Genomic DNA, 14603 nt, shown 5'->3' with positions numbered 1-14603 from the left:
AACTCAGCTCCCAACTATGAAGCTAAAATTAAGCAAGTTGCTAGTTACCTCCTAAAGTGATGCCCTTTTACGGGGCGCAAACACCAAATGGCAAGACTAAACAAAATAATAGCAAGCAGCGCCATCGCAGCCACACCTAGGCTGTAAGCAAAACCCGCGACGGCAGACCAAATCGCTACACCAATGTGCATCATGCTCATGGCCAGTGAGATAAGTACACCACGATGTGCAGGCGAAAGCTCTGAAATATATGCCTGTAATGCCGGAGCACCAATGCCGCCAGCCAATGCCCAAAGTGTCATCAAAAAGTATAACGGTATAAGAGAGATACCTTGATACCAATAAAGACCGCTACTAGCGATGAGGCAAACAACCAATGACGCACGCATGACCTGCCGTCCACTTTCAAAATGGGTTGCGAGTTTTGGCATCATCAAGTTTCCAGCAACACTCACTAAGCCTAATAAGGCATACAGTACACCAATAAACCACACTGACAGTGCTTGTGTATCTCGTAAATGCTGCCCAACCAAATTGAACAAACCAATACCACCACCTAAACCAATACACATGGTAAGTAACGCGCCAACAACACCGGGGATTTGCCATAGCTTGACTGATATCTTGGTGCCTTCTCCAGCTTTGTCATTTGGGAGCGCACGGCGGTTTACAGTAAGTAATAACGCCACAACCCAAGTAGCGATCCCGAGTGCAACAAAAGCCGCTCGCCACGACATTAAATGCGTTAAAAATGCGCCAAACGCAGGACTTGAGATCATGCCAAGGGTTAAGCCTGCTTGCACCCAACCGATCCGCTTTAGCGCATCTTCACCAGAGCTTGCCGCGATGGCAAATGCAACCGGTAGCATGCCAGCACTGGCAATCCCCGTGATCACACGAGCAACCAACCCCCACTCAAATGAAGTGACAAGCCCTGTCACTATGGAGGCACCACCAAAAACCACGATTGCAGGCAAGATGATAGCGCGGCGCCCTACTTTATCTGAGAGTGCCCCAAATAGCGGAGCCACAATCGCTAGGGCAACGCTGTAAGTGGTAATAAACAGTGTAACCCGCTCAGGCTTTACACCTAATTCGAGTCCAATAGGCTCAAGAATAGGCCCAAGCATCAGCTCATCGGCCCCAACTAAAAATGCAATAAAGGCGAGTAATAAAGTCAATAACATCTCATTACCCCTTTTTTGCGCAGCAAACGTTTACCTTGCAAGTGTTCAGCAAAGCATGAGAAATAAAGCCAATATTAAGTTGGTCTTTGTTTAGGTTACTGCCTGGCATTATCAGGCCTTTTAAAATCAAGTTCATTAAATTACATCCATAAAAACGGGAGATCGGCTGTGATACCGACCTCCCGTTTCAAAAAAATTCGAAAACGTGTGCCACTGAATTTCGGGCACAAAAAAGCCGGCGATGAAGTATCATCGCCGGCTTCGTCTTTCCAATCATCAGATACACTGACGCCGTCCACCTTTATTCAGGTAGTCGCCAATGCCTCTGATGAAGATTTAGAAAGTAAGCTCCGAGCAACACTTCATCGTGTTAATGCGCGGAGCAAAGCCTTCTAACAAAATTCTTAAATAGGATGTAAAACATCGCGGAAAGATCCAAATTAAAATCGCGCGCCAATTTATACGATGTCGATTAAGTAGTCAATAATCCAAACTAAGATACATCAACACAACGGTGTACTATCCCTTATCCCTAAGCGCAAAGCGGTAAACACCTGCGATCAACAAACAAATGGTTATAGGCAACCACAGCGCCTGAAAGTAAAACTTGTTATAAAGCCAAGCGCCTAACACGCCACCTGCCACAAACCCTGAGATTATCAACACAAACAGTTTTGCTTTTCTGGTATCCAGTGGCTCGCCTCTACATAGCGCTCCAATCATTAGCCCTAAGTCAGTGAATATTCCTGTTACATGGGTTGTCCTCACCACGGCTCCACTGTACGTGGTGGCTAATGCGTTTTGTAGTCCACAAGCCGCGGAGGCAAAAAAGTGACCATAAAATGAGCCTTGCATCAGTAACACGAGAGACACGGTAAGCAAAATAGCTTCAAGTATCAGCGCGGTATCGTAATGTTTGCCAAGCCTTAACGTGGTGTCATGCAGCAAAAACCCCGCAAGTGCAGAGCCAAGCAAGAACGCGAGTAACACTCCAAATAAGTGCATGGTTTCTTTAAGATTGTCACCTAAAAAACTGGTTCCGAGCATAGTCGCAGTGCCGGATAAGTGAGAAACGGATTGATGCTCGAAGCTAAGTAGGCCGATTGCATTCACAAATCCTGCGACGAGCGCCAATATAAAGGCGCCGACCTCAACCCATTTTGGTAACTTTGAGATCATCTCTTTGCCATGGGATGATCAGGGTTTAGCTGCAATAAGTCCCAGCGGTTGCCATAGAGATCTTCAAATACAGCAACCGTGCCATAATCTTGCTCTTGTGGCTCGCGAATAAACTGGATACCAATAGACTTCATGCGCTCATAATCACGCCAGAAATCATCGGTATTTAAAAATAAAAATACCCGCCCACCAGCTTGATCACCAATAAACTTCTGCTGCTCTGGCGTAGAAGCTCTGGCAAGTAGTAACGTCGTACCATGAGAATTAGGCGGTGCCACCACCACCCAGCGTTTGTCTTGCTCGGGTTGATAGGTGTCTTCTATTAATTCAAAACTTAGTTTATTGACGTAGAAGTCGATGGCTTCATCGTAGTCTTTAACGACGAGCGCAATATTGACAATATTTTGTTTCATGATGAGGGCAACCCATAGCCTCTTGCCATAAGTGCAGCAAGTAGCGGTAAAACTAAAAGTAACAGCATTTCTAGTCTTTTAATGACGATGATACGCTGGGGCACAGACAAATTAGCTGCTGTTGTCTTACGGTGCTTCAATAAAAACACAGTCGGAATGATAGATAGTAAAGCGATTAACAAAAATAGTCCGACTTTGGCATGGAAAATCGGATTTTTAGTGTAGAACTCACTGGGCTTGCCAACTGCAAACCATAGCGTTAACCCTGCGCCAAGGGTTACAAGCGCACTGACACCATACAAACCATCAACTACCGCTAACCGCTTAATGCTCTGACTACTCATTGATTTGGAGAGTAGCACGTTTTCAATCGCGAGCGTCGATGCCAAAAATAAAATACCGATAAAGTGAATATACCTAACGACTATCTCGTCCATGCTGTGCCCCAGTTGCTATGTTAGTGTTGATAAAGTGTGTTGTTTTCTTCTAAAAAGTTCACCAAAGGCAAAAACAGAGGCTGCGGCAATTCATCAAGCGAAAACCACTGCCATTGTTTGCATTTATTTGGCTCTTTAACTTCTGCATCATGAGTATCGCACCTTGCCATGACAAACAGAGTGACATAATGTTTCTGCTCATCGGCAAAATAATCATTTGTAAAACCAAGCTTTTCAACGTTCACAACATCTAGCCCCGTTTCCTCATACACCTCTCTTATTGCGCATGCTTCAACCTCTTCTCCATACTCTAAATGGCCACCTGGTGTTGCCCAAGTATGTGCGCCATGAGCGCCAATGCGTTCGCCAAGTAGAATTTTATTTTGGTGCATTATGACCACGCCAACCCCGACGCGTACGACTTGCTCCATCACTTTTCCTTACCATTACTTATTGACTACTAGGTAATCATAACTTAAAGAATCAATGTAGTTCAGCTTACAAAGTTACAACACCCGGCTAAAACAATTTAGTTACATAAAAACCACAAAACTCAAAAGTTTGACATCATTACAAAAACATGAAAATTTGGTTCGACCCAATTGGATAAGGTGGGTAAATAAATTTTATAATAACATACTGATAACTAAGGAATAAGTAATGAAATTAAAAATAAAAAAGTCAAGTTTGAAATCGCTTTCATCTCAGTCGCTTCAGCTTAACCTTGCTCAAACACCAAATATCGCGGGAGGGAAGCAAGAGTACCAAGATCGTCCTCAAGCTGTCGGAACACGTGTAGATTGCGTATCTGTTGCGGTTCACCTTCCTTGTGTGATTATGTAAAGTACGATTTTTGTACTTTTTGTATAGAGACTGACAAGGCCACTTCCGTGGCCTATCTATAATCATTTTTGAAATCTGCGGTGTAACCCGAGTAGCTTGCTTAGGGACGACTAAAGCTATGCTAAGCTCGCTAATATCTCAAGCGCATGTTTTCTATCGTTTAACTCGTATAAGTCATTGGTAAAAATAAACTCATCGACCGCTAACTCACGTTTAATCATACTGAGTTTATGGTGGACAGTCGCAGGGCTTCCAACCACAGATAGGCCTAAAAAGCTGTCGACTTGCATTTGCTCTTGGGCATTCCATAGACCCTCCATCGAGTCAACGGGGGGTTTCAGCCATAACGCCTGACCTCGCATCAACGCTAGGATACGCTGTTTTGACGTGGTAGCTAAATACTGCGCTTGCTCGTCGGTATCGGCTGCAACTACCGGTAAGCCAAGCATTACATAAGGTTTATCTAACACCTTTGATGGTTGGAAATCGCGGCGATAAAGTGCGATAGCATCATGCACGAATCGTGGCGCAAAGTGACCCGCAAATGCATAAGGTAAACCTCGCTTTGCGGCGAGCTGGGCACTATAAAGACTCGAACCAAGCAACCAGATTGGTACCTTGGTGTTTTCACCCGGAATAGCACGCACCGAGGATTTACCATCATAAGGACCGAGTAAGGCTTGTAACTCAGCGACTTCATCGTCAAATTGCTCCGCACGTCTGTCATCGCGACGCAGTGCTCTGCTGGTAATAGGATCGCTGCCAGGCGCGCGCCCTAATCCCAAGTCAATACGCCCCGGATAGAGGCTTTCTAAAGTGCCAAACTGCTCAGCGACGACTAACGGTGGATGGTTTGGCAACATCACGCCACCCGCCCCTACCCGAATATTGTGAGTGAGTCCGGCAATATGCCCTATCAATACGGAGGTTGCTGCGCAGACAATGCCACGCATATTATGATGCTCAGCCATCCAAAAGCGTTTAAAGCCAAGTTCATCCGCTTTTTGCGCATAAGCCACGCTGTTAGCGAGGGTTCGTGAAACGGTATCTTGCTCTTTCATCGGGCTTAATTCGAGCAAAGAAAATGGCATGTCAGCAAGTGAAGTCATAACAATCCTTAACGGTTTGAGTTACACCATAGAGTAAGGGTTGCAGCATCCATTTCAATCCGAAATCCCGCACTACATTGTTGCTGATTTTCGACTATCGCTATGTTGCAGATAACAAGCCTGCTTCATCTGTGATTTGCTGACTCGACAATTAGGCTAATCCTGTATTTGAAAAAATTCTTTAGTTTCGTGGTGCGTAAGCGCAACATAGCAATCACATAATAATCCACATAAAACCAGCTTTTGCCTGCTAGACTCATAAAAAACTGACTTGGAGCAACATCTTATGAGAGCCGCTATCCTATTTATTTTATTTACTTTTAGTAGCCAGCTATTGGCAGAAACGGACACAACTAAAATCAATAAGCTGTTCGACAGCTACATGAGTAAATACAACCATTATCTGCAAACTGGTGATTTACCAACCAGCCCTCAACTGTACACAGATACGCTTATGTTAATGTCATCAAGCTCAAAGCCGAGCGTGATCACACAAACGCAAATGAATAAACAGGTGCAAGTATTCTTAACACGCCTAAAAGAACAAGGTGTCAATTACGTAAAATGGAGCAAGGTCAATATTCATTTTCTTGATAAAAATATTGCGTTAGTGAGCAACATCGCTGAGCGATACACCCAATCAGGCGCACTTTTTAACAAAGTAGGCGCAAGTTATTACGTCTATTTAGTTGATGGTGAATGGAAAATATCTGCGTTCGCTGTACATGATGCGAAAAACACTTTACTTTAATTGCATCTAAACTTTGGTGTTGTAGGCATGGAAAACTGGGACGACTTTCAATTACTGCTTGCATTAAAGCGTGCCAATACACTCAGAGGTGCGGCCAAAGTTCTAGGCGTAAACCACACGACGGTATCTCGTAGGCTACATGCTTTAAATCAACGCTTTAGTCTTGATATATGCATGCTTTCGCAAGGCAAAGTCTCGTTTTCCGAATTGGGACTACAGCTGCTCAGTGCCGCTGAAAACATGGAAGCTAGCCTTGCCCCTCACTTAAGCCAAATTAACACTTCGGTTAAGCAGTTAAAACAACAAATAAACTTATCTATCCCCCCAGCGATTTTGCAGTTTGTCTTGTTCGACGAATTACATGAATTTCAGCAAAACAATCCTTATCTCACGCTGTCGATTAATACTACCTATGCACTTTCCGATCTAGAGAAATCAGAAGCCGATGTCGTGATCCGAGCTTCTCACGTTCCGGATGAGCACTTAGTTGGTCACCGGTTATTTCCGATTTCACTTGGCTACTTCATGCATAAAGACTATCTCGATAAACGCACGAGTGAAAGCGTTTCTTGGATAACCGCCGGCGTAGCAGAAAGACCGACTTGGCTACTTGATACGCCCTATCCAACCGCCCCAGTTTCTCTATCAATTGAAGATTTGGTGCTGCGTCATCAGGCTGCATCCAAAGGGCTTGGTATGATCAGAGGGGCGCACTATATTGCAAGGCATTTCCCTAATTTAATTGAATTTGCACCAGCGAGTGAGCACTATGCAGATTTATGGATCTTGACCCATCCAACAAAAAAATCCATACCCAACGTCAAGCGGCTTATCAGCTTTTTACTTCAGACTATGCGCAGTAAACACATACTGATCGACTGCGCAAAATAACATTCGCCACGTTAGTTTAGAGCCTGTCCATTTTAATCAGCTAACCATTTATACATAACATAGCTATCAACCAAGCCCAATTTCCTGTGTTTATATGCCTTGGGAATGGTGCCCACAATGGTAAAACCAAGTTTTTGCCAAAGTTTAATCGCCAGTTCATTGGTCGATACCACACTATTAAATTGCATGGCTTCGAATCCCAGCGCTAATGCTTGCTGCTGGGAGTGTTCGCACATCAACCGTGCAATTCCTCTACCACGAGCCAAACTCGACACCATGTAACCACAGTTACATATGTGGCTACTCGGACCCATCGCATTTTGTCGCAAATAATAACTGCCAAGTACTTGCCCATTTTCAACATATGCAAAAGCTTTGAGCGGCGTTTCACACCAAAGTAAAAATGCCTGCTCCATACTCATATTTGAGTCAAATGCATACGTTTCTTGCGCTTGGATCACTTCTGAAAATGTTGGCCAAAATGACTCAAAATCATTCCGAGTTATCTCTCTTATCATCCCATTTCCTCTAAACGTCATACCTGATAGCAATTAACCCAATTCTTGAAAATATACTCATTCTACTAACCTCACACCACTTTTGTTTTAGGGAGCCTGAGACGAATACTTGTCGAATCGTTAGTTTTTCACGCTAATAGCTACTGACTTACCACTCCTGTAATGCACTGTAACTTTCTGTAATATATTTAGCCTTTTTCAAAGCCTAGTATGAAACAGTATATTGATGAGAAACCACTCATCAAAAGGATATTTATCTTTCTTGTGAGGTTGTTATGTGTACGAGAGTTTTTAATAACTGGAACAGAGCATATTTGGCTACTGCCAGAAATATGGACTGGATGTTTATATTACCTACCAGCTTGTTTGTACTTGAAAAAGGACTAAAAAAATCGGGGCTTGAGCCTGTTTCTGAGCTAGAGGCAATAGCAAGCGAGAAAACTCGCAACCCACTTACGTGGACATCTTCTTATAGTAGTGTGGTCGCTATGGTTGGAGATGATTGCAGTGGCTGGGCAGCCTCCGATGGTATGAACTCTATGGGGCTTGTCGCAAATGTATTGTACGACTCAGGCGCGACGTACGGTAAATCAGCATGCAAAAGTAAAAAGCAGCTGAGCGTCCTGAGATGGTTGCAATATGTGTTAGACAAATTTGTACTCGTCAAGGAAGTCGTTGACGTATTCAGCAAACAAGAAATTCAGATCGTTGGTGCAGAAGTACCTAACAGCGAAGGTAAAACCGCAGCATTGCATTTAATAGTGTCGGATATCAGTGGCGATTCAGCCATTATCGAAGTTGAGAATGGAGCTTTTAAGATCCATCACAGCGCTGACTATCGCGTTGTTACCAATGAACCAAGTTATGAAGATCAGCTAAGGATTAATGATTATTGGCTGTGGCAATGGAGTGATAAAAACAGTCAGCCGAGCCATACGATCCCTGGCGGTCCATACTCAACCGATAGATTCGAGCGCGCTGCGTTTTATCTTAATCACTTAAATTTACCAAACGATGAGCATGATGCCCTTGCACAGGCTCGCTCGGTTGCTGCAAGTGCATCAGTACCCCTTGGCTATAATTTTACAAGCAGTGCCAGCCCAAATATATCTAATACCTTGTGGACAACCGTTGCAGCGCATAGGAGCCAAACCTATTACTTTTGCAATGCCCGCACGCCTCATGTTGCTTGGGTGGAATTGGCAAACTTTAACTTTGAATCGCCAGTCAGTGCCTTCACACTGATAAGCGAAGATCCATCTGGGGAATACATCAATAGCACCAGAAATGGCAAGTTAAACAAACATTTTGAACCAACCGAAGATCCGTTCAAAAAGTAAGATTAGCAGAGCTTCTGAGCCAAACACGCTATAGTTCGTTTTGGCTCAAAAGCACTTAATTCACCGCCATATTCACAGCCATCACTAACAGCAGCAGCGCAAATACCTTTTTAATCGTGACAACAGGCAAGTGATGGGTGGCTTTAGCCCCCATTGGAGCGGTGAACCAAGACGTGCACACAATTCCTAACAAGGCTGGCAAATAAACAAATCCGGCGAAACCATCCGAAAGTGCAAAGTGCGCACTGCCCGAGCTAATGTAGCCAACGGAACCAAAGAGCGCGATAACAATGCCACATGCAGAAGCACATCCTATGGCCTTTTTCATATCAACAGAGAAAAACGTCAACAGCGGTACCAAAAGCGCCCCACCGCCAATGCCTATCATGGCAGATAAACCACCGGTGATCGTCGTTAATACCGTAAGTATGCCTTTATTTGGCAGCTGCCTTTGGGTTGTGCTCTCATTTTTGCTGCTATAAAACATTTTTATTGCTATCAATACCACACTTACTGCAAATACAATGCGCACTGCGTTTTCGGGTAATAGCGCAGCCAAAAAACCACTGATAAGCGCGCCTAGTGCAACGCCCGTCATTATCCACGGCGCTACATCCCACGGTACATTGCCATTTTTATGATGCGCGATTGCCGATGAGGTAGAAGTAAATAAAATGGATGCCAGCGATGTCGCTACGGCGGCTATCACCACTTGCTCCGGTGGTAACACCTTAAAATACAGTAAAATACTGCTAAGCACCGGAACAATAACCAGCCCACCGCCAATACCTAACAACCCGGCTAAAAAGCCGACAACACTACCGAGTAGTGCACAATACACAAACAACAATATCAACTCACTCATTCCACTTATCTCTTCTTTTAATTGAGGCGCAATCACCTAAGTGAGCAATATCGGCGTTGCTTTTAGCCTTTGTGCCACCTAAGCGCTGGCGAGTATAACAACATAACGCTTTGCCATTGGTGCTTTTAACTTAGATAAGCCTTGAATATTCCTCACGTTTTACTTGAAATAAATGCAACCTAGACACTTAGCAGTCTAGACTTTCGGATCTCCAAAGGGTTTCACTCTACAATTGCTCATATTTCCTGCACATGTGACTCAATAAGCAGCATCTATTTTTGTAACTCATGAATCAGACTCATGTTTTATGTGAAATAAAACCGTTTTTCTTCATCTTGTGATCCACGTATAAATCTCACATCACTTAATGTTCGGTACTCTCACTGCTTCCCCGTGGATATCTGTTTATCGCAGTGAAACGTAATTGCCGAGCGCGTCAGCATTAGAATTGGATACCTGAAGAACATGAATAACGAGTTTACTTTCACTATTAAGAGCATTCGTCTTGACGAGAATTACCATCCGTCAAACAGCACGCGGATCACCACTAACTTTGCTAACTTGGCAAGAGGCGAAAGCCGCCAGCAAAACTTACGCAATGCCTTAAAGATGATTGATAATCGCTTTAACGCATTGGCTAACTGGGATAACCCAAAAGGCGACCGTTATTCTGTTGAGCTTGAGATAGTCTCAGTTGATATGGATATTGCAGGCAGTGGACAAACTTTCCCGTCAATTGAGGTGTTAAAAACCAATATTGTTGACCACAAAACCAATGAACGCATTGAGGGAATTGTTGGTAACAACTTCTCATCTTACGTACGTGACTATGATTTTAGCGTGCTATTGCTTGATCATAATAAAGATCAACCTAAATTCAGCATCCCAGCTAACTTTGGCGACTTACACGGTAAGCTATTTAAATACTTTGTCGATTCAGAAGCTTACAAGAGTCACTTTAGTAAGCCACCGGTGATTTGCCTAAGTGTATCGGATAACAAAATCTATCACCGCACTGAAAATCAGCACCCTGTGCTTGGCTTTGAATATCAGCCAAATGAGTCATCATTAACTGAGCAATATTTCAAAAAGATGGGCTTACAGGTGCGCTACTTTATGCCACCAAATAGCGTTGCACCTTTGGCTTTTTACTTCTTTGGTGACTTACTGAATGACTACACCAATCTGGAGTTGATCAGCACCATCAGCACTATGGAAACATTCCAAAAGATCTACCGCCCTGAGATTTACAACGCCAATGCGGTTGCAGGCAAGTGCTATCAGCCAAACTTGAAAAACCTAGATCACTCATTAACGCAGATTGTTTATGACCGCGAAGAGCGCAGTCAGTTGGCGATTGCACAAGGTCGATTTGCCGAAGAGCATTTTATCAAGCCTTACCAAACCGTGCTTGAACAGTGGTCTGCAAATTACGCTTTATAATCAACGGGAATATGGAACAGCATTTATTATGAAAACACTATTACCAACGTCTACTGCTGGCAGTCTACCTAAGCCCGCTTGGCTTGCTCAGCCAGAAACCCTCTGGTCACCTTGGAAACTAGAGGGCGACGAGCTTATTGATGGCAAAAACGATGCGCTACGTATTGCTTTGCAAGAGCAACAACTTGCAGGGATTGATATCGTGAGTGACGGCGAGCAAACCCGTCAGCACTTTGTAACCACCTTTATTGAACACCTAAGCGGTGTGGACTTTGAGAAGCGTCAAACGGTAAAAATTCGCGACCGCTATGATGCCAGTGTTCCGACCGTGGTTGGCCCAGTATCTCGCCAAAAGCCAGTTTTTGTTGAAGATGCCAAATTTTTACGCAGCCAAACAGACAAACCTATCAAATGGGCATTGCCAGGTCCTATGACGATGATAGATACGCTGTATGATGACCACTACAAAAGCCGTGAAAAGCTAGCGTGGGAATTTGCTAAGATCCTTAACCAAGAAGCCAAAGAGCTAGAGGCAGCTGGAGTCGATATCATTCAATTCGACGAACCGGCGTTTAATGTCTTTTTTGATGAGGTCAACGATTGGGGCATTGCGGCGCTTGAACGTGCTATTGAAGGACTCAAATGCGAAACCGCTGTGCATATCTGCTACGGCTACGGCATTAAAGCCAACACCGATTGGAAAAAGACCTTAGGATCAGAATGGCGTCAATATGAAGAGGCGTTTCCTAAGCTACAAAAATCCAATATCGATATCATCTCTTTAGAGTGCCATAACTCTCACGTGCCAATCGACTTGTTAGCGTTGATCCGTGGTAAAAAAGTGATGGTTGGTGCGATTGATGTTGCAACCAACACCATAGAAACGCCAGAAGAAGTTGCCAACACACTACGCAAAGCGCTTGAGTTTGTTGACGCCGACAAACTCTACCCATGCACTAACTGCGGTATGGCACCACTTTCTCGTGAAGTGGCAAGAGGTAAGCTCGCTGCATTGAGCGCAGGGGCTGAACTCGTGCGCCAAGAGCTATTAGCCAAAAAATCAGCTTAATCAAGCTTGGTTAATCATAACGCTAGCAGCTAAATAAAACTTAAATTATGTGCCGCCTTCAAGGAATGATAGCGGCGCAGCTTTAGCGGCTTGCCATTATTGATGAACACTCATTTTTTCAGATAACTTACGCGCAGATAACTTACGGACACTCACTTCAAACATCCGCAACTTTCATCCGATTTCACACAAAAAACAGCCACTCATTCCCATTCTATTTGACACATCGAGTTTTTATTTCGTTCTATCGCGTATTAGGTGACATTGAATTGCACCTGAATAACTATGTAGCCCTAAATAAAAATTATATAGAGGGTGGCATTATGCCTTATGGATTGAAACGGACGCTCATTTGCACTTTACTGGCTTGCGCTGCATTGCCAACAGTCGCACAGACTGAGGTGGGATTACAGGCTAAAGACATTTTTGAGCTGGAATATGCAAACGACCCGCAAATATCACCAGATGGTACTCAAGTGGTATATGTGCGTAACAGCAATGATGTAATGAAGGATGCTAAGCGACAAAACCTGTGGCTGGTCGATACTAAGTCAGGTGCACAATCACCACTCTTCTCTGATGAAAACAATTACAGTCAACCTCGTTGGTCGCCAGATGGTAGCAAAATCGCCTTTATGAGCAATGTATCCGGTAGCACACAAATTCATGTGCATTATCTTGCTCAAAACCGTACGGCACTACTTACACAGTTACAATCTGGGATCAGTGGCTTAACTTGGTCACCAGATGGCAAATGGCTGGCTTTTAGCCAAAAGGTTGCCGAAAAGCCAGCGGTCATTGCCAAAATGCCAGAAAAACCAAAAGGCGCGAAGTGGTCCGATTCTGCCATTGTTATCGACAAAGCCTACTATCAAGCTGATGGCAGTGGCCTTATCAAACCCGGCTATCGCCAGATCTTCGTGTTACCGAGTGAAGGCGGCACGCCACGCCAATTAACCTCTGGTAATTATCACCATAGTGGGAAACTCGCGTGGCGAGCAGACGCAAAGGCGATTGTGTTTTCAGCAAACCGCATTGCAGACTGGGAATACAAGCGCCTAGAAGGCGACTTATTCGAAGTTGATTTTAACCGTAATATCACCCAGCTTACGTCGACTCCTGGTCGTGAGTACGCACCTAGCTTTTCCGAAAATGGTAAACAGCTGGCTTACCTTAGTGCATCGAACGCGCTAAACCCTTACCGTAATAGCAAACTGAATATTATGGATTGGCAGGACAAAACCTCCCACATGATTGCCAAAGACTTTGACCGCTCAATCCAAGACCCAACTTGGATTGGCAGTGATAGACTGGCGATGACTTACGATGACCACGGCAAGCGAAAGCTCGCGAGCATCACCACAAAAGGCAAAATTACCGACATCACAGATACACTCTCAGGCACAACCCTTGGTCGCCCTTATCTAAGCGGTGAATTTAGTGCTAACTTTGATGGGGAAATTGCCTTTACTCAAGGTTCGAGCGAGCGCCCTGCAGACATCGCTATCACAACAAGAAAAGGCAAAGTAACGCAATTAACCCGCCTTAACGAAGACCTACTTGCACATAAAACCCTTGGTAAAGTGCATGAGATCACGTATAACTCGTCGTTCGACGGGGAGAAAATTCAGGGCTGGTATATTACCCCACCAAATTTTAACCCGAAAAAACAATATCCATTACTACTAGAAATTCACGGTGGCCCACACTTAGCCTACGGCCCCCATTTCTCAGCAGAATTACAGCGTTATGCCGCTGAAGGTTATGTGGTATTTTACGACAATCACAGAGGCAGTAGCTCTTACGGCGAGCGCTTTGCGATGTTGCTCAAGTACAAATACAGCTCGAAAGAAGACTTTGCCGATCATAACTCAGGGGTAGACGCTATGCTTGAGAAAGGCTTTATCGACAAAGATAATCTGTTTATTGCTGGCGGCTCTGCAGGTGGTATCGCAACAGCCTACGCGATTGGCTTAACTAACCGTTTTAACGCTGCGGTTGTCGTAAAGCCTGTGATCAACTGGCTGAGTAAAGTGCTTACCGCTGACAGTGGCCTTGGTCAAATTCCAACGCAATTCCCGGGTATGCCATGGGAGCATATGGAACACTATTGGCAGCGCTCACCGCTTTCGCTCGTTGGCAACGTAACCACACCAACCATGCTAATGACGGGTGAAGAAGACTTGCGCACGCCAATGGCCGAAACCGAACAGTTCTACCAAGCACTTAAGCTACGTAAAATTGACTCTGTACTGGTCAAAATTCCAGGTGCGCCACATGGAATTGCAGGCCGTCCTTCTCGGATGATCAGCAAAATCGAGCACTCGCTCGCTTGGTTTGAAAAGTACAAGAAGTAAGGAAAAAGCCGCGTAAAGCGGCTTTTTTCATAAATCGACTCGTTTTTAATCTAAAATATAGAAAAGTAGGGGCTCACTACTTTTAAAGTTCGCATTTTAAATTAGCATTTAAAGCTAGCTTTAAAACACCACCTCGCCTCGCTAGAAGCTTCCGCTAACGGTTATCTCACCGACTAAAATCCCATGCAATCAAGGCGATTA

15 protein-coding genes are annotated in these 14603 nt (G+C 44.3%); 7 read left to right on the top strand and 8 right to left on the bottom strand.

The window, feature by feature from the left end:
- Positions 1–44: 44 nt before the first annotated feature.
- From EXT47_RS22230 to EXT47_RS22210, 5 genes are all read right to left on the bottom strand, one after another.
- A complete protein-coding gene (locus EXT47_RS22230) occupies positions 45–1187 on the bottom strand; it encodes an MFS transporter (RefSeq protein ID WP_039496453.1) in 1143 nt (380 codons plus the stop codon).
- A 519-nt stretch (positions 1188–1706) separates the two neighbouring features.
- Positions 1707–2366, bottom strand: coding sequence for a YoaK family protein (locus tag EXT47_RS22225; RefSeq protein WP_039496450.1), 660 nt, complete (start codon positions 2364–2366; stop codon positions 1707–1709).
- Positions 2363–2779, bottom strand: a complete 417-nt coding sequence (locus EXT47_RS22220; RefSeq protein ID WP_039496449.1) for a VOC family protein — start codon at positions 2777–2779, stop codon at positions 2363–2365. The genes EXT47_RS22225 and EXT47_RS22220 overlap by 4 nt, the downstream gene beginning before the upstream one ends.
- Entirely contained in the window at positions 2776–3216 is a 441-nt protein-coding gene (locus EXT47_RS22215; RefSeq protein ID WP_039496447.1) for a DUF2214 family protein, read from the bottom strand. The genes EXT47_RS22220 and EXT47_RS22215 overlap by 4 nt, the downstream gene beginning before the upstream one ends.
- Positions 3217–3236: 20 nt before the next feature.
- Positions 3237–3647, bottom strand: coding sequence for an NUDIX hydrolase (locus EXT47_RS22210; protein WP_039496445.1), 411 nt, complete (start codon positions 3645–3647; stop codon positions 3237–3239).
- A 229-nt stretch (positions 3648–3876) separates the two neighbouring features.
- On the opposite strand from EXT47_RS22210, the gene EXT47_RS22205 reads away from it, so the two are divergent.
- Positions 3877–4059 carry a hypothetical protein gene (locus EXT47_RS22205; RefSeq protein ID WP_039496443.1) on the top strand — a complete coding sequence of 61 codons (183 nt, stop codon included), beginning with the start codon at positions 3877–3879 and terminating at the stop codon, positions 4057–4059.
- 116 nt (positions 4060–4175) lie between these two features.
- Here EXT47_RS22205 and EXT47_RS22200 read toward each other — a convergent pair whose 3' ends face one another.
- Positions 4176–5168 carry an LLM class flavin-dependent oxidoreductase gene (locus EXT47_RS22200; protein WP_039496441.1) on the bottom strand — a complete coding sequence of 331 codons (993 nt, stop codon included), beginning with the start codon at positions 5166–5168 and terminating at the stop codon, positions 4176–4178.
- A 286-nt stretch (positions 5169–5454) separates the two neighbouring features.
- Between EXT47_RS22200 and EXT47_RS22195 the strand changes: the two genes are divergently transcribed.
- Together EXT47_RS22195 and EXT47_RS22190 are read left to right on the top strand one after the other, a co-directional pair.
- Positions 5455–5919 (top strand): hypothetical protein, encoded by a 465-nt coding sequence (locus EXT47_RS22195; RefSeq protein WP_039496440.1) that lies wholly within the window; start codon positions 5455–5457, stop codon positions 5917–5919.
- 27 nt (positions 5920–5946) lie between these two features.
- Positions 5947–6810: a LysR family transcriptional regulator gene (locus tag EXT47_RS22190; protein WP_039496439.1), complete on the top strand. Its 864-nt coding sequence runs from the start codon at positions 5947–5949 to the stop codon at positions 6808–6810.
- A gap of 32 nt (positions 6811–6842) precedes the next feature.
- Here the strand turns inward: EXT47_RS22190 and EXT47_RS22185 are convergent, their stop codons facing one another.
- Positions 6843–7328: a GNAT family N-acetyltransferase gene (locus EXT47_RS22185; RefSeq protein WP_039496437.1), complete on the bottom strand. Its 486-nt coding sequence runs from the start codon at positions 7326–7328 to the stop codon at positions 6843–6845.
- Positions 7329–7603: 275 nt separating this feature from the next.
- Here EXT47_RS22185 and EXT47_RS22180 point away from each other — a divergent pair, with 275 nt between their 5' ends.
- The gene (locus EXT47_RS22180) at positions 7604–8668 is read left to right on the top strand and encodes a linear amide C-N hydrolase (RefSeq protein ID WP_130127613.1); all 1065 of its coding nucleotides are present in this window, start codon (positions 7604–7606) and stop codon (positions 8666–8668) included.
- A gap of 55 nt (positions 8669–8723) precedes the next feature.
- Here the strand turns inward: EXT47_RS22180 and EXT47_RS22175 are convergent, their stop codons facing one another.
- Complete coding sequence (locus tag EXT47_RS22175; RefSeq protein ID WP_130127612.1) at positions 8724–9533, bottom strand: sulfite exporter TauE/SafE family protein; 810 nt, start codon at positions 9531–9533, stop codon at positions 8724–8726.
- A 465-nt stretch (positions 9534–9998) separates the two neighbouring features.
- Between EXT47_RS22175 and EXT47_RS22170 the strand changes: the two genes are divergently transcribed.
- From EXT47_RS22170 to EXT47_RS22160, 3 genes are all read left to right on the top strand, one after another.
- Complete coding sequence (locus EXT47_RS22170; RefSeq protein WP_039496432.1) at positions 9999–10976, top strand: DUF1852 domain-containing protein; 978 nt, start codon at positions 9999–10001, stop codon at positions 10974–10976.
- 28 nt (positions 10977–11004) lie between these two features.
- Complete coding sequence (locus tag EXT47_RS22165) at positions 11005–12045, top strand: methionine synthase (protein WP_010370114.1); 1041 nt, start codon at positions 11005–11007, stop codon at positions 12043–12045.
- 323 nt (positions 12046–12368) lie between these two features.
- The gene (locus tag EXT47_RS22160) at positions 12369–14402 is read left to right on the top strand and encodes a S9 family peptidase (RefSeq protein WP_130127611.1); all 2034 of its coding nucleotides are present in this window, start codon (positions 12369–12371) and stop codon (positions 14400–14402) included.
- Positions 14403–14603 lie beyond the last annotated feature (201 nt).

The organism is Pseudoalteromonas sp. CO342X (assembly GCF_004208915.1).
Classification (GTDB): Bacteria; Pseudomonadota; Gammaproteobacteria; order Enterobacterales; family Alteromonadaceae; genus Pseudoalteromonas; species Pseudoalteromonas maricaloris.
The sequence above is the reverse complement of the archived record's forward strand: the minus strand, read 5'-3'. Positions and strand labels throughout refer to the sequence as shown.

Coding starts and splice junctions, on each gene's coding strand:
- EXT47_RS22200 (WP_039496441.1), bottom strand. CDS start 5,168: ATGACTTCACTTGCTGACATGCCATTTTCTTTGCTCGAATTAAGCCCG.
- EXT47_RS22180 (WP_130127613.1), top strand. CDS start 7,604: ATGTGTACGAGAGTTTTTAATAACTGGAACAGAGCATATTTGGCTACT.
- EXT47_RS22170 (WP_039496432.1), top strand. CDS start 9,999: ATGAATAACGAGTTTACTTTCACTATTAAGAGCATTCGTCTTGACGAG.
- EXT47_RS22225 (WP_039496450.1), bottom strand. CDS start 2,366: ATGATCTCAAAGTTACCAAAATGGGTTGAGGTCGGCGCCTTTATATTG.
- EXT47_RS22205 (WP_039496443.1), top strand. CDS start 3,877: ATGAAATTAAAAATAAAAAAGTCAAGTTTGAAATCGCTTTCATCTCAG.
- EXT47_RS22230 (WP_039496453.1), bottom strand. CDS start 1,187: ATGTTATTGACTTTATTACTCGCCTTTATTGCATTTTTAGTTGGGGCC.
- EXT47_RS22165 (WP_010370114.1), top strand. CDS start 11,005: ATGAAAACACTATTACCAACGTCTACTGCTGGCAGTCTACCTAAGCCC.
- EXT47_RS22160 (WP_130127611.1), top strand. CDS start 12,369: ATGCCTTATGGATTGAAACGGACGCTCATTTGCACTTTACTGGCTTGC.
- EXT47_RS22190 (WP_039496439.1), top strand. CDS start 5,947: ATGGAAAACTGGGACGACTTTCAATTACTGCTTGCATTAAAGCGTGCC.
- EXT47_RS22185 (WP_039496437.1), bottom strand. CDS start 7,328: ATGATAAGAGAGATAACTCGGAATGATTTTGAGTCATTTTGGCCAACA.
- EXT47_RS22175 (WP_130127612.1), bottom strand. CDS start 9,533: ATGAGTGAGTTGATATTGTTGTTTGTGTATTGTGCACTACTCGGTAGT.
- EXT47_RS22215 (WP_039496447.1), bottom strand. CDS start 3,216: ATGGACGAGATAGTCGTTAGGTATATTCACTTTATCGGTATTTTATTT.
- EXT47_RS22195 (WP_039496440.1), top strand. CDS start 5,455: ATGAGAGCCGCTATCCTATTTATTTTATTTACTTTTAGTAGCCAGCTA.
- EXT47_RS22220 (WP_039496449.1), bottom strand. CDS start 2,779: ATGAAACAAAATATTGTCAATATTGCGCTCGTCGTTAAAGACTACGAT.
- EXT47_RS22210 (WP_039496445.1), bottom strand. CDS start 3,647: ATGGAGCAAGTCGTACGCGTCGGGGTTGGCGTGGTCATAATGCACCAA.